Source organism: Fodinibius sp. (genome assembly GCF_041642155.1).
In the GTDB taxonomy this organism is placed as follows: Bacteria; Bacteroidota; Rhodothermia; order Balneolales; family Balneolaceae; genus Fodinibius.
The window spans coordinates 1-19,075 of sequence record NZ_JBEPWZ010000034.1; the positions used below are offsets into that span (position 1 = coordinate 1).

Here is a 19,075-nt window from a genome sequence, read left to right on the forward strand (position 1 = left end):
TATATTTTTAATAATTTTTTCGATCAATCGGGCGTCCGGCCCCCAACGCAAAAGTATCTGTCAAAGGAAACAAACGGGGTAGCCCATTAAAATTTTTGCATTGTTTTTAAAATGGATTCCAATAAAAATGAGGATAAAATTGATACAGAAAGACGCTTAATACGAACCCGTATCGATTTTAAAAATAAAAGTACTTCTTGATGCAAAAGAACACAATAACTTGCAAATAATTACCAAGAAACCGGTTGACTTTTTGACACTTTACCGATAAAGTATACCCGCAATAATGTTAACCCTGTCATACAGTTCACGGCTGATAGTATTATTATGAAGATATCTGATTTGAATGAGACCGAAGGGCGGCGATTTCCGGCCCGGCGGCTGACCAAGAACATTGTGGGAGGAGGCTCCTCCCTCCAGGCGGAAAACTTTTCGCTGGGCATGGTAACCCTGGACCCGGAAGGGGGACAGGTGCCCTGGCATAACCACCCGCAGGAGGAGATCTATTTGATCCTGGAGGGGACCGGTGAAATTTGCCTCGGCTCGGAGCGCCGGGAGATTCGCTCGGGACAAACGGTGTATATTCCCCCCGAGGAGTTTCATCAGCTGACCAATATCGGAAAAACCCCACTTAAATTTATTTATTGCTACGGTCCGGCCGGGGATGTGGCCCACTGGCGGCAGGAGCTGGAGGGAACCTTGCCCAGGGAAGGAGAAGACGTGCCCGCGCTGCCGGAGGGAGCCTGGCCGCAGTGCACCGAGGGAGCGGAAGATAATGGCGGAAAGGAGTAGGTTGGCAGGCAAATAGAAATTTGAACGGATGCCACGCGGCAGTGTTTCAGGTTACGGTTGATTCGTTATTTGACTATCGGATTTGACAATCGACCGCCTTTTATACGGAAACGGTCCGGTAACTATTGAACTATCTACTGCTGACTAATAACCAATAAACAGTGAAAAGTAACTCATCTCTTGGGTGTTACAAATTACTATTGGGAGCTAATATTTAAAAAACGATAAGAAAAGAAACACAATGAGTGATGAACTGACGACACACACAGTAGGAATAATCATGAACGGGGTGACCGGACGCATGGGCACCAACCAGCATCTGCTGCGGTCGATCGTACCAATTATGAAGCAGGGGGGCGTGAAGATCAGCGAGGATGAGGTGATCATGCCCCGTCCGGTATTGGTGGGACGCAATCCCGTGAAGCTGCAAAAGCTGTCGGAGCGGACCGGCATCGAGGAGTGGACGACCGACCTGGATGCGGTCCTGGAAGAGGATGACTACCATATTTATTTCGATGCGCAGCGGACCGACTTGCGGTTCGGCAGCGTCAAGAAGGCGGTGTCGGCCGGGAAGCATATCTACTGCGAAAAACCCACCGCGGTGACCACCGAAGAGGCCGTGAAGCTGCATCACATTGCCGAAGAGGGGGGCGTCAAGCACGGAGTGGTACAGGATAAGCTGTGGCTGCCCGGCCTGATGCAGCTCAAACAGCTAAAGCAACAGGACTTTTTTGGAAAAATACTCTCCGTGAAGGCTGATTTCGGCTACTGGGTCTTCGAGGGCGATACCATAGCCGCGCAACGCCCGTCATGGAACTACCGGGAGGAGGATGGCGGGGGACTCATTCTCGATATGTTTTGCCACTGGAGGTACATACTGGATAATATCTTCGGAGAGGTGAAGTCGGTCTCCTGCCTGGGGACCACCCATATTGACAAGCGCTATGAGGAGGACGGCACGCCCTACGAGGCCACGGCGGATGACGCGGCGTACGCGATTTTTGAGCTCGAGGACGATATCGTGGCCCAGTTTAATTCCTCGTGGACGACCCGGGTGCGGCGCGATGATCTGGTGACGTTCCAGGTGGATGGCACCAGGGGTTCGGCGGTGGCCGGACTGCGGGAAGTCTGGATCCAGCCCCATTCGGCAACCCCGAAGCCGGTCTGGAATCCGGATGTGGATTCGGATCACAATTTTTATGACGACTGGATTAAAATGCCGAAGCAGCAGGAGTTTGACAACGCTTTTAAAATCCAGTGGGAGCTGTTTTTACGCCACGTGGTTAAGGACGATCCCTTCCGCTGGAATCTCCTGGAGGCGGCCAAGGGGGTCCAGCTGGCCGAAATCGGCTACGAAGCGTCCGAACAGCGGGCGTGGATTGAGGTGCCGGAGCTGGGGTAAGGCTGTAGGTTCAAGACGGGAATCAGGAATTAGGAATTAGGAATTAGGAATTAGGAATTGAGAATTGGGAATGAAAGATTAAAAATAAAAAATCGAAAATGGGAAGCCCGTTCGGGGACTTATTACCTAATACCTTCTACCTTCGACTAATGTCCATGATTAAAAACAGGAAAAGCAAAAAATTATAACAGAAAAACAACGAAGATGAATATTCAACAGGATCTTCAGGTGGAAGATCTGCCTTTACAACGGTTTTGGGAGCTGTCGGCCCAAAAGATTCAGCTGATCCGCAGCGACTATGATACCTCCCAGGGGTCGCCGGTTTTTACCGAGAACGGGGCGTATACGACCCGGGGGTGGACCGAGTGGACCCAGGGATTTCAATTTGGGTCCGAGATCATCCAGTTTGATGCGACCGGCGAGACAGAGTACCTGGAAATGGGACGGGAGGCTACGGTCAACAAGATGGCTCCCCATATTACTCATATCGGGGTTCACGATCACGGCTTTAATAACGTGAGCACCTATGGTGCCCTGTGGCGGCTGTGCCGGGAGGGACGCATCGACGCCACCGAATGGGAGCAGTTGTTTTACAGGCTGGCGCTGAAAAGTACGGGCGCGGTTCAGGCCAGCAGGTGGACCCCCATCGCAGACGGCGGTGGATTTATTCACTCTTTTAACGGTCCCCACTCGCTCTTTGTGGATACGGTTCGGACCCTGCGCGCACTGGCCCTTAGCCACCGGTTGGGGCACGTGCTTTATGGAGAGCATGATGAGCCCATTTCACTATTGGAGCGGCTTATCCAGCACGCCCGCGCTACGGCGGAATACAATATCTATTATGGGGAGGGCCGCGACCGCTACGACCTGAGCGGACGGACGGCCCATGAAGCGGTCTTTAATGTTACCGACGGACAGTTTCGCTGCCCGAATTCTCAGCAGGGGTTTTCGCCCTTCACGACATGGACGCGCGGGCTGGCCTGGGCGATGTGCGGGTACCCCGAGCAGCTGGAATTCCTGGAAACGCTGGAAGACGACGAGCTGGAACCATACGGGGGACGCCAACAAGTCGAGTCGATGATGCGCAAGGCGGCCCTGGCGACCTGTGATTTTTATCTTGCGCACAGCTCCCGGGATGGCATTCCTTACTGGGATACGGGAGCGCCGGAGCTGCACAGGCTGGGAGACTATACGGAAGCGCCGGCGGACCCTTACAACGATGTGGAGCCGGTGGACAGCTCCGCCGCGGCCATAGGGGCCCAGGGACTGCTTCGACTGGGACATTACCTAAAGTCGAGGGGAGAGCCGGAAAAAGGAAGCCGCTACTGGCAGGCGGGTCTTTCGGTGGCGCAGACGCTGCTGGATGAACCGTACTTGAGTACGGGCGAATCGCACCAGGGCCTGCTGCTCCACTCGGTCTATCACCGTCCCAATGGCTGGGATTACATCCCGGAGGACCGGAACATACCGTGCGGGGAATCGAGCATGTGGGGTGACTACCACCTGCGGGAGCTCGCGCTGTATCTGTCCCGAATGACGGACGACCGTCCCTATTACACCTTTTTCCCGAACGCTAAACAATAACCACGAGGAGCTATGAAACCAGTTGCTTTAGTCACCGGCGGGTCACGCGGCATCGGCAAGGGAATCTGCCGGAAGCTGTGTGAGAACGGCTACAATGTTGCGTTCAATGGCGTGCGCCCGGAAGATCAGGTGCAGGAAACCTTAGAGGAGCTTAGCTCGGCGGGTACCGAGGTGATCTACTGCCAGGGCGATATCAGTTCTTCGGATGACCGCAGCGCCGTCATCGAAAAGATCCGCTCGCATTTCGGCCGGCTCAATGTATTGGTTAACAACGCCGGGGTGGCGCCCAGGGAGCGAAAAGACCCGCTGAAGGCCACGGAGGAAAGTTATGAGCGGGTGATGCGTATCAACCTGCAGGGACCCTATTTCCTGACGCAGGGCGCGGCCCGCTGGATGGTTGCCCAGAAGCAGGAGAACCCGTCCTTTTCGGCCACGATTGTGAATGTGGGTTCCATCTCGGCGACGGTGGTCTCCCCCAAACGAGGGGAGTACTGCATATCAAAAGCGGGACTGGCTATGCACAGCAAGATATGGGCGGTGCGCCTGGCCGAATATGATATCCCGGTCTATGAAGTGCGTCCGGGCATCATCAAAACGGATATGACCTCGGCCGTTACGGAGAAGTACGACCGCTTGATTGCAGGGGGACTGACCGCCCAGCCCCGCTGGGGATATCCCGAGGATGTGGGAAAGGGGGTCCTTTCACTGGTCGAGGGCGATTTTCCCTACTCCACAGGAGAAGTGATAATGATTGACGGGGGACTGTCTGTCCAGCGGCTGTAACGTTGTTATATATATGCCAACAGGATTTAGAAGGGTCGGCCACTACGTGTGGCCGACCATGAGGCGGAAGAGTAGGTATCGTTGAAATCCGGACCATGGATTTGCCTGCATGTACCTGCATATAAAGATACAATCCGTCCTTTCAATTTTAATGTCAGTACCTATTCACCTGATAGACTAAGTGTGTTATTAATCACTTGCCATAAATCGTACAACAATATAACATCAATTTAAGAAGCTTTTGAAAAACCAGTCCCGAAGTATCGGGAAAGGTCAAGGCCACAGAGAGGTTGCAGCCACAGCATATAGCCCATATGTGAGGATATCAACCGACCGATAGTGCCGACAATGAACAAAAGAACGGTTTTGCAAAGGTTTCTTTAAAACAGAATCCGGATGAAGGAAAACACAAAAGAAAAAGAGATTGAGGGATCAGATAAGGAGGAAGAATTTGGGATGGGGGAAGTCGAGGACAAGCCTGTAAGCACGGCCAAATGGATCGGCTTTGTGGGGGGGCTGTTCCTCTTTCTGCTCATGCTTTTTTCAGGTTCGCCGGAGGGACTGAGTTTGGCGGGATGGCGCACGGCGGCCGTAGCCGTGTTGATGGCCACCTGGTGGGTAACCGAGGTACTTCCGATATCGGGGACGGCCCTTTTGCCGCTTGTATTGTTTCCCATTCTGGGGATCGCCGATATCGATGCCTCCGCGGCTCCGTATGCTGATCCTATGATCTATCTTTTTCTCGGGGGATTTATTATCGCCATCGCTATGCAGCGGTGGGACCTGCACCGGCGCATTGCGCTCAACATTATCAGCTTTATCGGGTCCAAGCCCCGTAATATTATCGCCGGCTTTATTATTTCCGCGGCGTTTATGAGTATGTGGGTAAGCAATACGGCCGCAACAATGATGATGCTGCCTATCGGACTTTCAGTTATACAGCTTACGAAAACAGGAGCAGGGCTGCAGGACGCCGCAAAGCAGCAGCAGAACCGGAACTTTGCGGTTGCACTGATGTTGGCTATCGCCTATGCGGCGAATGTGGGGGGACTGGGAACGGTGATCGGGACGCCGACGAATGCTCTTATGATTGCTTTTGTCAATGATGCCTATGGCATGGAAATTACTTTTGCCCAGTGGATGGGTCTGGGGCTCCCCGTTGTGATACTGGGACTCCCGATCATCTTTTACACCCTGACAAGTCTCGTCTTTCCGGTTCGAATGAAAACGCTTCCCGGGGGACGCGAATACATCGATGACGAAATGCAGCGGTTGGGTACCATCAGCCGCCCCGAAAAGTATGTGGGAGGGGTCTTTGTACTTGTTGCGGTGCTCTGGATGACCCGGCCGCTATTGGCGCAGGTGATACCGGGACTATCGGATGCCAGTATAGCTATTTTCGGTGCGCTCATCCTGTTTCTTATACCGGTTGATCTCAGCAAGTCGAAGTTTATCATGCGCTGGAAAGACGCCGAAAAGATACCCTGGGGCGTCCTGATTCTTTTTGGCGGGGGACTCTCACTGGCGGGGGCTATCCAGCGGACGGGTTTGGCCGAATGGGTCGGAGGATATTTTGCAGCTTTGGGAGGCTGGCCCGTTATTTTAGCTATATTTGTCATTGCCCTGATTATTATCATGTTTACGGAACTGGCGAGCAACTCTGCGACCGCTGCGGCTTTCCTGCCGGTCATCGGTTCGGTGGCCATAGGAATAGGACAGGATCCGCTCCTGTTTGCTGTTCCCATAGCCATGGTGGCAAGTTGTGCCTTTATGCTTCCAGTGGCGACCCCTCCCAATGCAATCGTTTATGGTAGTGGCGTGATGGATATCCCGCAGATGACGCGTGCCGGTCTGGTGCTGAATCTGTTTTTTGCCATGTTGATTACGCTGCTGACGTATTTCCTGTTTTCCCTGTTTCTTGGAATTGATATTGGGGTGGTTCCGGAAGGTCTCAGTATGCTTTTAACCTGATTTTCTGATTAACTATGTATACCAAAAATAGAGCTGTTTCTTTTCTCACCGGATTATTCGCTGCCGCATTAATATTAATAGGGATCATGGCGCCTCGGGAAGCCTGTGGCCAGTATACCATTACCGTTACAGCGGGCGGCTTTGACCGCATGGAGACGGTTGTTTCCTTTACGCTCCCGGAGCCCGTCACTCCCGGCGTTTATTCGATGGAGGATGAGTCGGGCAACCAGTCGCTCCTGCAGGTGGATGAGCAAAATAAAGGCTGGTTCCTGCTGGAGTCGCTTTCCGCTGGTTCTTCGAAGAGCTATAGCCTGGATACCGAGTCCACCGAACCCGTCGGCGGTAGCGGGGTCACCCGTGCCATAGATACGAATACGATCACGTTTAACGCAGGGGAGCATCCCGTGCTCTCCTACTATCACGGGAAAAACAACCCGCCCGGGGAACTGGATGAGCGGTACGAGCGCGGGGGATACCTGCATCCGGTGTACTCGCCCGGGGGCACGGTATTAACCAATCACCTGGATACGGCAATGCACCCTCATCATTACGGGATTTGGTCGGCGTGGACCAACACCGAGTTTCAGGGACGCACGCCCGATTTTTGGAATATTCAGCAAAAGACTGCGCTGGTGGACCAGGACTCGATTGAGGTCGCCTGGGAAGGGCCGGTGCACGGGGGACTGAAAGCCAAACATTATTTTGTGGATCTGACTTCCTCGGCTCCTGTCATTGCGGTTAACGAAGAATGGGAAATGAAGGTCTATGATGCTGGAAACCGTACTGATTACCTTATGTTTGACCTGACCCTGACGCATACTGCGAATACGGCTCAGCCGCTCATCCTGCCGGAATATCATTATGGAGGCATGGGCTTCCGGGGACACCAAAACTGGGATAATCCCGATAATGCAACTTTTCTGACTTCCCGGGGACACGATCGCAGTGCGGCCAATGAAACCCGGGCGCGATGGGCGCATATGGGAGGGGTGGTGGACGGCAAACGAGCAGGGATCGCGGTACTGAGTCACCCGGACAACTACCGGGCCCCGCAGCCGGTTCGCATTCATCCTGAAACCCCGTATTTTGTATTTGCTCCCATGCAGCTCGGTGAAATGGCTATAGAACCGGGATCGCCCTACGTTATGCGTTACCGCTATGTTACCTACGACGGGGAACCGGATCCCGAAAAACTCAACCGCCTGTGGAACGACTATGCCTATCCTCCGGGGGTAACCGTTGAAAAAGAATAGATCGTAATTTGTGCGTTTTCCGGATATAGATATAGATAAAGATGTTGTGCATGTTTCTATATTATAGGGTTCTTTATTAAAAAGACGAGGCGAGTTATATTTGGAAGCATAGATTTGGATGCGTTTCAGCCTGCTCCCGCAAAGTTTCCGTGCCCGCAACGGGGGGATTGTCATTCGGTTTGATACTGAACTGGATGAGGAAGCGGCAACAAACCCGGGCAATTACCAGGCCAAAAGATGGAATTATCAACGCACGGAAAACTACGGATCCGGCCATTTTAAACTGGACGGCTCGCCCGGCGAAGAGCTGATGCCGGTTTTTTCGGCGCATCTATCCGCCGACCGGAAGGCGGTGTTTCTGGCTATCCCCGATATGCAGGAGGTGATGCAGATGGAGGTTTCCTACGATCTGAAAGCCGCCGGCGGCTCCGTGATGGATGACGATCTCTGGTTTACCGTAAATGATATCGTAGAGCCGGATCTGGAAGCAGAAGGATTCCTTGACCTCGATGCCCGGGAGCTGGCTTTCGACAATGAGGATGAAATCCAAATGGCTGACAATGAGCCCGATAAGCCGGCCTCTGCAGCGCGGGGTAAAGGATTGTACCAGCGGCTGGGGTGTATGGGCTGCCATTCCACGGATGGAGCAACAGATGGCATGATTGGTCCCACGCTGCAGGGACTTTTTGGCTCTGAACAGCATTTTGAAGATGAGTCATCTGCAATTGCTGATAAAGAATATATCCGGGAATCCCTGCTGGAGCCGGAAGCCAGGATCGTGGAGGGATATTCCGGGGAGATGCCCTCATTTAGGGGAATTCTCTCCGACAGGGAAATGGAATCGATGGTCCTGTATATCAAAACCCTGTCTGAGGAATATTAGTTATATTTGAGTAATTGTCGGTACTTTGGCTAAAGTATTTTCCGGAGCACCGGCGAAATCTGATTCCTGAGTTTTCTGAGCCTTGATCTTTTGTGTTTCTTTTGGATCAAACCAAAAGAAACATCATTATTTAATAAAGAAGATAACGTCCTAAAGCCTTAAGCGGGAGCGAACGCAAGCGATTGCTGATGTTATTGATATAACGATTCCAGTGAAAGCCCATGATGATAAGCTGGATGGTAAATGTCTTGAAGAAGATATTCATAGTCAAATCGATACCTATGTGCATCCCGATAAGCGCTAACGTGATATATGGACGCAAATGCTTCCACCAGACGAGGTAGCCGAGGAGTTCGGCAGCCAGGCCGAACGTTAAAATGACTGTGGCAATGAATCTGCTGCTCAAAGCCAGCTCCTGGAGCCAGTTAAGCTGAAACTCGCCGGTCTTGGAGAGGATATCAATACTCTTTTCACCGATCCAGAGCCACAGGTGGTGTCCGTCGGGCCAGGTGATGCCGGTGGCAACAAGCTTACTGATCCCGGCGGACGTATACCCCAGGCCGAGAAAAAACAGGGTAAACCCAAAAGCAAAGGGCAATGATTTTTTTATATCCCTGACAAAAACAGCGGCAAGGGCTAATCCCAGTAAGCTGAAGCCGACAAGATTGGCGCTGTGGGGAATTTCGCCCTGCGAAAAACGCGTCACATACTGCAGGTGGAACAGGAGGAATGCCGGCACATACAGCCAGCGAAGGCGTTTAAATAAAAGAGGTATCAGGCAGCTGAGGGTAATGATGATGGCGTTGACCGTAGCCAGTTCACCAAAAAAAAATTCAACATTCAGGTAGTTGGCCACTCCGAGGGGGAGGACGACGTCGCTCAGCCGGGGGACATACAGTGCCCACTCCCAGGTATAGAGCAGCGTATAGATAACAGTGAAGAATTCAAAAGCGCGGAGCTGGATTTTGGTCCCGGTTGATTGCGGCGCCTCAAAATGGAATAAATTCCTGAGTAAACGATCCATCTGATTTACTTATTGGGAAATAGATTAGGGTTCTTATAGGTACTGTCGGCGCTAAAGAGGAACATGGGAATAGCCTTGATTACCACAGAGTCCTGTTCGTTAATGGAGCCGACGACCCGGGTGGCCATCCACATTTCGCCGGGATAGTCGCTTATCTGGAACGTACTTCTGAGCCCGTTTATCTTTTGGGCATTCCAGTTCTGGGTTTTTGATATGTAGTTGGCGAAATCAATTTCATGAATACCGTAATCCTCAAGGGGCAGGATGCGATGGTTTATTGCTTCAATGGGCTTGGTCTCCCAGAGGTCCGTTCGGGTGGTATCACGGACATCCTCGACAACGCCGCGGGACCATGGTTTCCCGGCCTGGGAAAACATGGGATAGATACTAAATGGCCAAAATTCTCCCTCGTGGGTAGCTACCAGAAGGATATTAAGCAGTAAAACGGCTCCTATAATTCGCTTGTATTTTGTGAACATCAATTCGCCAACAGAATTTTAAAATGTTACTTTATGTAATGCCAGTCTCTCCAGCTTAGACAGCAACGCAAATTTAGCAGTTTTCGATCATTTTTAGAAGGTGACCTCCAGAACTTTCTAAATGAGTCTCTCTGCGGTGCTGTACCTCAAAATATTCTGCTACGGCAAGGCCGCACGGGACAGGTTTGCGAGTTCACTCGTTTTCCGGTCATGCTGGTATTTTCTTAAAAACGAGAAAACCAAACTATTCGAAACAGGCGGCAAGTCTGCACTCGGGAGAGGGAGAACTCTGCTTGCGGACAGATTCTTCGATGGGGATTTCGGTGGATTTTGTGTTTTATACCGGGACACGCACCCTGCGGGAGTACGGCTGCCGACAGAAATAAAATGTAATGGTAAACGTTGATATAGCAACTTTTGTATAGTTACCCTCTACTATCAACTATTTGCACGGGGAGACTCTTACATGGGTAATTATACAATTTACAGAATCAATGGACTTATTTATGCATCAAACAGATACACAGATTTCACATTATTTTCTTTTGCTATTAATCTTCAGCCTTGGACATACCTACACGTCCATGGCGCAACAGCCCACTCACCTGGATAACGGAAATGTGCTGCTGGAAAATTTTGAAAACGACACGGTTGGCTCACTTCCCCATAAATGGTACGATCGGGACGGTAACAAGAGACTGGTTAATCATGATAAGTCCTTTAGCGAGCAGTATTTATACGAGGTTGTAAACAAGGACGATTCCAAAACTAACAAGTTTTTACGGTATAAAGGCTCCAGGGCCAAACATATCAATCTCCCGTTGATAAATAAGGATAAAGACAACATCTACAATATCAATATTTATGATACGCCGGTCCTTTCCTGGAAGGTGAGAGCTCATAAGCTGCCAAAGAACGCCCGCGAAGACAACGACGATTACAACGACTCCGTCGCCAGTGTGTATGTGGTTTTTGACATGGGACGCGTAGCACTGTTTAAAAAAGTACCCAAAACCATACGATATACATGGAGTACATCGCTTGACAAGGGGACCAACACCTCGAAGCTGTTCGGTAACCAGCAAATAGTCGTTGTGAAGTCCGGCAGGAAAGATACCGGGAAATGGATTACGTTTGAACGTAATCTTGTAGAAGATTATCGCCGGCTGTTCGGGGACGATCCTCCCAAGACGCCCATGGCCATCCTGATCATGAGCGATGGAGACAGCACGGGATCGTGGGTTATGGCCGACTACGATGATCTCATGCTGAAGTCCCGATAAAGTGAAAAATAATAGAAATTAAATAAGTTCTGTGAAAATGTTTAACTTCACCGCTGATTTAATTGCTATTTTGATCCGGAGTTAATGGATAAGATTCTACATTTTTTTCGTCCGCTTATAAAGTACAACTACAAGTACCCGTATTGGGTATTGAGTGTTACGATACTGCTGGCAATAGTGCTGGGGAACTTTGCCGTTAAGCTGACCATTGACACCGACCTCGCCAATCTTTTACCCAAAAAAAATCCGCATGTCATAGCATTGGAGGAGCTGCAGGAGACCGTCGGAGGGGAAACCGCCATGGAAGTGGCCATCAAGTCCCCCAGCTTTGAGGATAACAAACGATTTGCCGAGGATCTGATAGAAAAAAGCCTGAAATTATATGACGAGCAGCATGACCGGCATTTCTTCGAACGGGCGGAGTTTCGCAAGGAAACGGCCTTTTTACGGGATAATGCGCTGTATTTTGCCACGCCTGATGAGCTAAATGATATAGAAGCCTATTTGAAAGACGAAATTCAGTCGGCCAAAGAGGGCGCGAATCCTTTTTTGGTGGACTTCGGGGAAGAGGAAGAGGGGGAGGGCGGAGATGATGCGGAGGCGGATGAAGAGCTTCAGGCTTTTGAGCAAAGTTATGAAGCCCTGATCCCCCCCGAATATCCCGTCAGCCCGGATAGTACGGTCATGGTCTTTAAGCTGTTTCCCACCGGCTCCAAAAGCAATCTGGATTATTTGCGCAATATGTTTGCCTCCTATGATTTGCTGTTGGGAGCGATTAACCCGCAATCGTATAACAGTGAAATGGAGGTGCGGTACGGGGGACGTCTGAAGCGTCATTTGTCGGAAATTGACTCTATTATGAATGATGTGTTCAACAGCTTTGCCTCGGGCATATCCAGCGTCATTCTTCTGGTAATGATCTATTTCTTTATTAAAAAGTATGTCAACTACCGGAGAGGAGATTCGGAAGGTAGACAACATCGTTTCTGGGAGCACCTGATCCGTATGCCGGTGCCGGTCATAGTGATCGGACTTCCGCTGTTGGTGAGCCTGGCGTGGACGTTCGGTATCACCTATTTTGTACTGGGTACGCTTAATACGATGACGTCCGTGCTGTTTGTAATCCTGTTTGGTATGGGGATCGATTACGGCATTCATTTTTACGCCCGCTATATCGAATTTCGTTCCGGGGGCAAACCGATTTTGGATGCCTTGTACGAAACCTATGACAATACGGGTTCGGCCATTGTCGTGAGCGGACTGACGACGGCATTTTCACTCTTTGTGTTAATTATCGCCCGCTTCAGGGGGTTTTCCGAATTTGGGTTTATCGCGGGATCGGGTATTATCCTGGCGCTCTCCTGTATGCTTTTTGTGATGCCCTCGCTGCTGGTCCTGCTCGAGCGCTATGACTGGATGCTGTTGAACGTAAACCGGGATTCCCAAAAGCAAAAACCCAGTCTGTTTAACCGTTTTCCCATGGCCCGTTCGGTGGTAATTACGGGTATCCTTATTGCCCTATTCGTTGGAATAAATGCTCCCGGGTTAGGTTTTCAATACGATTTTGGAGAGCTGGAACCCGAATTCCCCGAATACCAGGCCTACAATAAATTTACCGGCGATGTCGAGCAATCGGACCGGCGTAACCCGGCTTATATCCTGGCGGATAATCAGCAGCAGGTGATAGAAATTCTGGGCAAAATCCGCCACAAGATGGAAACCGACACCACCAGTCCCACTATACAGGATGTAGAAGCGCTTCCGGAACGTTTTCCTCCCTCGGAGGACGGTGCCCAGAGAAAATTAGAAGAGATCGCCCGTATTCGGGAGCTGCTCAACGACCCCTTTATCAGAGACCAGGACGATCCGCAGCTGGATAAGCTGCGGCGTGCGGCACAGACCAAAAGTCGTCTGGATATCGATCAGATACCGGACTATTTTAAAGATCAGTTTGTGACCAAAGAGGGGGAGATCGGCAATTTTGTCATCGTCTACCCCAGTGTGGGACTTGCGGACGGGGAGCAGTCCATTGCCTTTAAGGACGACATTGGTGAAATAACGCTGGACAGCGGAGAAACATTTTATGCCGCCAGCACCTCTATCATTGCGGCTGAAATGCTGGACCTGATGCGCAGTGAGAGTCCCTATATGGTGGGAGCCACCTTTCTGATGGTCTTTATCCTGATGCTCTTTGCTTTCCGTTCGCTGCGATGGTCGATCATCGCCATGCTGCCGCTTCTGGTCGGTTTGCTGTGGCTCTTCGGGATCATGCTGCTCACAGGCATGATGTTCAACTTCTATAACCTGGTGGTGCTCCCGGCCATCCTCGGGATCGGGGAGGATAACGGCGTCCACCTTGCAAGCCGCTACCGGGAGGAGGGGGAGCGCAGCATGTGGGATGTACTCTCCAGCACGGGACAGCATGTGACCATTGGTTCACTGACGACGATGCTCGGGTTTTCCGGACTGCTGTTTACCAATCATCCGGGACTGCAGTCGCTGGGAGCGATGGCCGTCATCGGCATCGGCATGACCCTGGTGGCTGCACTTACCTTTTTGCCGGCGTTGATTCAGCTGTTGGAGGACCGGGATTGGATTCGGTTCTAACTCCTGTCGAGCTTTACCAAACCGTAACTGTACTTTTGGCCACTTGCTGCATCTTCGTACCTACAACGTCCTCACATATGCTTTATATGCTGTGATTTTGCATTCGCTCAGGGTTGATGTTTATCAAAGTTCCTGATTTTTCAAAACCCTATTCTACTGCTTCCAGAATGCGGGCGTGAAGATAAGAAGCACGGTAAAAATCTCCAGTCGCCCCACCATCATCATAAAGATAAGCACCCATTTACCCACATAGGGGATCTGGGCGTAGTTGTCCGTCGGACCAAATTCTCCCCAGCCCGGACCGATGTTCCCCAGACAGGCAATACTGGCTCCGATCGAGGATTCCAGATCGTAGCCCATGGTTGCCATGACCAGGGCTCCGAGACCAAAAACGATAAGATAAAGGGCAAAAAAGCTAAGAACGGTCCGCTGGATATCCGCACCGATGGTCTTGTTTCCAATGCGGATGGGGAGCACCGCCTTGGGATGCACGATCTGCTCGAATTCGCGAAAAGAGTTGCGAATAATAATCATCCACCGGATCATCTTGGGTCCCCCGCCCGTTGAGCCCGCACAGCCCCCCGCAAAGAAAAGCAGGAAAAGGAAGAAACTGCCGAACGAATACCATAGTTCGTAGTCATCTGTCCCAAAGCCCGTGGTCGTCACAATGGCGACGACCTGGAAAGCGCCATACTGCAAGGCACTTCCGATGGAATACTCGTCGAAAAGCCAGAGCGAAGCGCTTACGACCAGAATACTGACCCCTGTTATAAGTGTGTAGAAACGCGTTTCCCGGTTGTTAAAGAACGACTGGGTATCCCCGCGAAGCAATCGGAAGTGCATGGCGAAACTGATTCCCGCTAAAAACATAAAAAGGGTGATGACTGAATCGATATAGGCGGAATCGAAGGCCTGGATGCTGGCGTTCTTGGTTGAAAATCCCCCGGTGGCCAGGGTGGCAAAAGCGTGATTGAGAGCGTCAAACCAGTCCATCGAAGGGTGGACCCACAACAGCAGGAATTCGATGCCGGTGAACGCCACATAGACCCCCCAGAGAAGCTTGGCCGTCTCCTGCACGCGCGGGGTAAGCTTGTCGGTCGTGGGTCCGGGCGATTCGGCCTGGAAGAGCTGCATGCCGCCAATGCCCAGCAGCGGGAGGATGGCAAGTGTCAGGACAATGATTCCCATGCCGCCCAGCCAGTGGGCCATAGACCGCCAGAACAACATGCTCATCGGCAGCGATTCAATCTGGGGGTTCATAAAGCCGCTGCTGGTTTCCCCTCCGAAGATCGTAGCCCCGGTGGTGGAAAGTCCGCTCATCGTCTCGAATACGGCGTCGGTATAGCTGGGCAGTATGCCGGATATGACGAAGGGCAGGGCCCCGACCAGTGACAAAAACAGCCAGGTGAGGCTGACGACCAGGAACCCCTCGCGGATGCGCAGTTCCTGATCAGACTTGAAAAAATAGTACAGGCTTCCGCCTGCCACAAAAGCGATGGAAGCTGACGACAAAAAGGTATGCCATACTTTCTCCTCATAAATAAGGGCAATGATCATGGGGGTCAGCAGTGCAAATCCCAGGAAAAAGATAAAGGATCCCAGGATACCCAGAACCGTAAGAAAGTCGATTTGCGGCCGTAAAAAGCTTTTTATGGAGGAGGTCTGCATTATTTGAAAAGTGAAGTTACGTTATCCACAGCTTCGGGAAGGCAGAAAATAATAACCCGGTCGTTGGCTTTGATCTGTGACTGTCCCGTCGCGATCTCCGAAGACCCGTTACTGAGAATGCCCCCGACCACACACCCCTCGGGGAACCGGACATTGCGAATGGGTTTTTTGACAACCTTCGATTTGGGAGCCGCCTGCAGTTCAATCACTTCGGCCTTGATCCCCTGCAGCGCCTTCACGGAAATAACCAGTCCCCCGCGCACGTGGCGGTGAATTTCGTTCGAGGCCGCCGATTTTTTGTTGATGGCGGCATCCAGTCCGATCGTCTGACTAAGCGGTATATAGTCGGGCTTGGAAACCAGGGCCACCGTCTTTTTTACTTCGAGGTGCTTGGCCATGAGGCATGAAATGATATTTGATTCCTCATCCTCGGTCACCGAAATAAAAGCATCCGTATCGGTAATGCCCTCCGTCGCCAACAGGTCCGGATCGGTGGGATTGCCATTGAGCACTAAGACATCTTTAAGCTCCTGTGCCAGTTCCACGGCGGTATCGTGGTCCGGTTCGATAAGTTTAATATTCCAGTTTTTGTCCTCCTGGCAGAGCGTGCGTGCGATCATAGCCCCGATGGGCGTCCCGCCGGCAATCATGATGCGGCTGATCTCAATATCCGGCTTGCCGGTCGTCTCGATGACCTCTGGAATGACTTCGGTTTTGGCCAGCAGAAACAGCTGGTCATACGCCTGAATGCGAACCGACCCGCTGGGAATGATGGTCATTCCTTTGCGGGAGATGGCCACGACCCGGAAGGTGATCTCCGGGAATTCTTCGGCATACTCAACCAGCGTTTTTCCCACCAGGGGAGAGGCTTTGCCGATACGCAGCCCAATCATCTGCATCTGCCCGTCTGCCAGGTTTACGAGATCGCTGGCAGACGCCCGCTTAATCAGACGCACAATCTCCATGGCGGCGCTTTGCTCAGGGTGGATAAGCACGTCAATGCCCAGGTCGGTTGATTTCAAGGGGGCGTTGGGACGGGACAACTCGTCGCTTCGAATGCGGGCGATGACCTTCTCAGCACCGAGGCGCTTGCTCATCATGGAGGCAATCATATTCACCTCGTCGATACTGGTTACGGCAATAAGAATATCGGCATCCTTGACGCCGGCATCTACGAGGTCTTTCGCCGAAGTTGCGTTGCCCTCGAAGTAAAGCACGTCAAGGTTGTCGGAAACCTTTTTCAGGGCATCTTTATCGCGATCAAGCACAACCACGTCGTGCTTTTCGTTTGAAAGCATGCTGGCCAGATCATAGCCGATCTCTCCGGCTCCTATGATAACAATTTTCAAATCGTAACTCCGGTTTCATTAAGAAGTACGCTAAAAGTCGAAAAGTGTAATCACAATCGCAACCATAGTCAATAGTACTTTCCAAAAATGGGCTTTTGTCCGGTGCCGGCGTTACCGGCCGGTGGAAATCCTTATATGGGGACTATCTATAGACTCTATAGGCTGCGGTTCTAATCTCCCCTGGTCCCGACCTTGGGAAAAGTCCCTTATTTTTAAAAACCCTCGTCCATTAGAGGTGACAGAGCGAAGAGGATACCGTGATTTAAAGAAGAAAGCCGGTGGTAAGGAAAATCTTTGATTGGAAGTTTAATGAAAGCTTGTTTTTTTACGTAATTAGTGCGATTCTTAGGCGCATATCCTGCCAACCGGAAAGCTACGTATTTTCATGATCGTTGACCTGTTAAAACCTGAATTCGATGAACTGATTGAGGCCAAGGATTGGGTGGCTCTGAAGGATATTCTCAATGATGTTCCGGCGGTCGATGTCGCGAAGCTCCTGGAAGAGCTGGAGGCGGAGGTGGCGATCGTTATCTTCCGGCTGCTCAAAAAGCAGAAGGCCGCGGATGTTTTTACCTTCCTGAGTTCGGGTAAGGGGATGGAGCTGCTGGATATGTTTACCGCCCAGCAGCTCAGCGACGTAATGTCGAATTTGGAGCCCGACGAGCGTGTAGCGCTGATGGAAGAGCTGCCCGGCAACCTCACCCAGCGGGTCATGAACTCCATGGAGGTCGAGGACCGCAAGCAGGTGCAAAAGTTGCTGGGCTACCCGGAGGAAAGTGTGGGTCGCCTGATGACGCCCCGATACGTGAAAATTCGAAGGGACTGGACCATCCAGAGGGGTATGGACAACATCCGAAGGTTCGGGCAGAGTGCTGAAACGGTGAATGTAATCTATGTGGTGGATGAAGAGGAACATCTGATCGATGACCTGCGGCTGAACCAGCTTATCCTGGCCGACCCGGAGGCCCCGATCTCGTCGCTCATGGACGAAAGTTTTGAGGCTCTCAGCGCTTTCGATGACCAGGAGGATGCGGTAAAAATGCTCAGTAAATATGACCGGGTGGCCATGCCGGTCGTTGATTCCGATGGCATACTGGTGGGCATTGTTACCGTGGATGATATTATTGACGTGGCCGAGGAGGAGACCACGGAGGATATGCAGCTCATGGCCGGTATGGATGTGCTGGATGACTACTATTCGCAAACGACGATCTTTGAGATGATCAAAAAGCGCATCGGGTGGCTGGCCTTCCTGTTTGTGGGACAGCTGTTCACGACTACCGCTATGGGCGCTTACGAAAGCGTTATTGCCAATGCCGTATTCCTGTCGCTCTTTATCCCGATGATTATTTCCACCGGCGGAAACTCGGGCACGCAGGCGGCAACGCTGATTATCCGCGCTCTTTCCACCGATGACATAGACATGAACGAATGGCTAAAAGTATTGGGACGCGAGCTGCTTTCGGGGCTCATACTGGGATTGATCATGGCGGTCATCGGTTTTTTTGTCATCATCGGCTGGGGTTATATGACCAGTGATACGCTGACACAGGAATTGATTCTTAGCGCGGTGGTGGTGGGACTAAGTCTTATCGGTGTTGTTTTATGGGGCAATTTAAGCGGATCAATGCTGCCGTTTGCCCTGTCTAAAATGGGACTGGATCCGGCGGTAACGTCAGCACCTTTTGTTTCGACACTGAGTGACGTAACGGGAATTATTATTTATTTTTCGATTGCCATCGCCCTGCTTGAAGGCATTGTCCTGTAGCGGGACCCGGGGGGATACCATTTTATCAATTTGTGATTTATACAGGTTAATGCAAACATTGGATTAAAAGGCAGAAACTCATGAAACAATATTTAGATCTGGTTGAAAATGTGTTGAAAAACGGAGTGCGAAAATCGAATAGGACCGGTACCGACACTATTTCCAGTTTTTCTGAATTCTACAAGGTGGATTTGTCGGAAGGTTTCCCGCTGCTTACCACCAAGAAAGT

The 19,075-nt window shown here is 51.3% G+C and carries 15 protein-coding genes; 11 read left to right on the forward strand and 4 right to left on the reverse strand.

Translation table 11 applies throughout. From position 1 onward, the window contains the following. The first annotated feature begins 327 nt into the window (after positions 1-327). From ACESLU_RS03910 to ACESLU_RS03940, 7 genes are all read left to right on the forward strand, one after another. Complete coding sequence (locus tag ACESLU_RS03910) at positions 328-792, forward strand: dimethylsulfonioproprionate lyase family protein (protein WP_372635419.1); 465 nt, start codon at positions 328-330, stop codon at positions 790-792. A 241-nt stretch (positions 793-1,033) separates the two neighbouring features. After that, on the forward strand, positions 1,034-2,194 hold the full coding sequence (locus ACESLU_RS03915; protein WP_372635422.1) for a Gfo/Idh/MocA family protein: 1,161 nt from the start codon (positions 1,034-1,036) through the stop codon (positions 2,192-2,194). A 204-nt stretch (positions 2,195-2,398) separates the two neighbouring features. Continuing rightward, a complete protein-coding gene (locus tag ACESLU_RS03920; protein ID WP_372635424.1) occupies positions 2,399-3,778 on the forward strand; it encodes a glycosyl hydrolase in 1,380 nt (459 codons plus the stop codon). Between the two features lie 12 nt (positions 3,779-3,790). Next, positions 3,791-4,561, forward strand: coding sequence for a 3-ketoacyl-ACP reductase (locus ACESLU_RS03925; RefSeq protein ID WP_372635427.1), 771 nt, complete (start codon positions 3,791-3,793; stop codon positions 4,559-4,561). A 456-nt stretch (positions 4,562-5,017) separates the two neighbouring features. After that, positions 5,018-6,532: a DASS family sodium-coupled anion symporter gene (locus tag ACESLU_RS03930; protein ID WP_372635455.1), complete on the forward strand. Its 1,515-nt coding sequence runs from the start codon at positions 5,018-5,020 to the stop codon at positions 6,530-6,532. An 86-nt stretch (positions 6,533-6,618) separates the two neighbouring features. Then, a complete protein-coding gene (locus tag ACESLU_RS03935; RefSeq protein ID WP_372635430.1) occupies positions 6,619-7,785 on the forward strand; it encodes a PmoA family protein in 1,167 nt (388 codons plus the stop codon). A gap of 118 nt (positions 7,786-7,903) precedes the next feature. Next, the gene (locus ACESLU_RS03940; RefSeq protein ID WP_372635433.1) at positions 7,904-8,668 is read left to right on the forward strand and encodes a cytochrome c family protein; all 765 of its coding nucleotides are present in this window, start codon (positions 7,904-7,906) and stop codon (positions 8,666-8,668) included. Positions 8,669-8,798: 130 nt separating this feature from the next. Here ACESLU_RS03940 and ACESLU_RS03945 read toward each other — a convergent pair whose 3' ends face one another. Continuing rightward, on the reverse strand, positions 8,799-9,692 hold the full coding sequence (locus tag ACESLU_RS03945; protein WP_372635436.1) for a hypothetical protein: 894 nt from the start codon (positions 9,690-9,692) through the stop codon (positions 8,799-8,801). Positions 9,693-9,697: 5 nt separating this feature from the next. Further along, positions 9,698-10,171: a hypothetical protein gene (locus ACESLU_RS03950; RefSeq protein ID WP_372635439.1), complete on the reverse strand. Its 474-nt coding sequence runs from the start codon at positions 10,169-10,171 to the stop codon at positions 9,698-9,700. A gap of 506 nt (positions 10,172-10,677) precedes the next feature. Here ACESLU_RS03950 and ACESLU_RS03955 point away from each other — a divergent pair. Both ACESLU_RS03955 and ACESLU_RS03960 read left to right on the forward strand, forming a co-directional pair. After that, positions 10,678-11,454, forward strand: a complete 777-nt coding sequence (locus tag ACESLU_RS03955; RefSeq protein WP_372635441.1) for a DUF3047 domain-containing protein — start codon at positions 10,678-10,680, stop codon at positions 11,452-11,454. Positions 11,455-11,538: 84 nt separating this feature from the next. Next, positions 11,539-14,061 carry an RND family transporter gene (locus ACESLU_RS03960; RefSeq protein ID WP_372635443.1) on the forward strand — a complete coding sequence of 841 codons (2,523 nt, stop codon included), beginning with the start codon at positions 11,539-11,541 and terminating at the stop codon, positions 14,059-14,061. 153 nt (positions 14,062-14,214) lie between these two features. Here the strand turns inward: ACESLU_RS03960 and ACESLU_RS03965 are convergent, their stop codons facing one another. Then, the gene (locus ACESLU_RS03965; protein ID WP_372635446.1) at positions 14,215-15,729 is read right to left on the reverse strand and encodes a TrkH family potassium uptake protein; all 1,515 of its coding nucleotides are present in this window, start codon (positions 15,727-15,729) and stop codon (positions 14,215-14,217) included. Continuing rightward, entirely contained in the window at positions 15,729-17,078 is a 1,350-nt protein-coding gene (trkA, locus tag ACESLU_RS03970; protein ID WP_372635449.1) for a Trk system potassium transporter TrkA, read from the reverse strand. Before trkA ends, ACESLU_RS03965 begins: the two co-directional genes overlap by 1 nt. 385 nt (positions 17,079-17,463) lie before the next feature. On the opposite strand from trkA, the gene mgtE reads away from it, so the two are divergent. After that, on the forward strand, positions 17,464-18,846 hold the full coding sequence (mgtE, locus tag ACESLU_RS03975; protein WP_372635452.1) for a magnesium transporter: 1,383 nt from the start codon (positions 17,464-17,466) through the stop codon (positions 18,844-18,846). An 80-nt stretch (positions 18,847-18,926) separates the two neighbouring features. Beyond that, positions 18,927-19,075, forward strand: a 149-nt coding sequence (locus ACESLU_RS03980; protein ID WP_372635457.1) for a thymidylate synthase, incomplete at its 3' end; no start/stop codon positions are given.

What these genes read in the sequence shown, in the direction of transcription:
- ACESLU_RS03910 (WP_372635419.1), top strand. Translation starts at nt 328, where the DNA reads ATGAAGATATCTGATTTGAATGAGACCGAAGGGCGGCGATTTCCGGCC.
- ACESLU_RS03915 (WP_372635422.1), top strand. Translation starts at nt 1,034, where the DNA reads ATGAGTGATGAACTGACGACACACACAGTAGGAATAATCATGAACGGG.
- ACESLU_RS03920 (WP_372635424.1), top strand. Translation starts at nt 2,399, where the DNA reads ATGAATATTCAACAGGATCTTCAGGTGGAAGATCTGCCTTTACAACGG.
- ACESLU_RS03925 (WP_372635427.1), top strand. Translation starts at nt 3,791, where the DNA reads ATGAAACCAGTTGCTTTAGTCACCGGCGGGTCACGCGGCATCGGCAAG.
- ACESLU_RS03930 (WP_372635455.1), top strand. Translation starts at nt 5,018, where the DNA reads ATGGGGGAAGTCGAGGACAAGCCTGTAAGCACGGCCAAATGGATCGGC.
- ACESLU_RS03935 (WP_372635430.1), top strand. Translation starts at nt 6,619, where the DNA reads ATGGCGCCTCGGGAAGCCTGTGGCCAGTATACCATTACCGTTACAGCG.
- ACESLU_RS03940 (WP_372635433.1), top strand. Translation starts at nt 7,904, where the DNA reads ATGCGTTTCAGCCTGCTCCCGCAAAGTTTCCGTGCCCGCAACGGGGGG.
- ACESLU_RS03945 (WP_372635436.1), bottom strand. Translation starts at nt 9,692, where the DNA reads ATGGATCGTTTACTCAGGAATTTATTCCATTTTGAGGCGCCGCAATCA.
- ACESLU_RS03950 (WP_372635439.1), bottom strand. Translation starts at nt 10,171, where the DNA reads ATGTTCACAAAATACAAGCGAATTATAGGAGCCGTTTTACTGCTTAAT.
- ACESLU_RS03955 (WP_372635441.1), top strand. Translation starts at nt 10,678, where the DNA reads ATGCATCAAACAGATACACAGATTTCACATTATTTTCTTTTGCTATTA.
- ACESLU_RS03960 (WP_372635443.1), top strand. Translation starts at nt 11,539, where the DNA reads ATGGATAAGATTCTACATTTTTTTCGTCCGCTTATAAAGTACAACTAC.
- ACESLU_RS03965 (WP_372635446.1), bottom strand. Translation starts at nt 15,729, where the DNA reads ATGCAGACCTCCTCCATAAAAAGCTTTTTACGGCCGCAAATCGACTTT.
- mgtE (WP_372635452.1), top strand. Translation starts at nt 17,464, where the DNA reads ATGATCGTTGACCTGTTAAAACCTGAATTCGATGAACTGATTGAGGCC.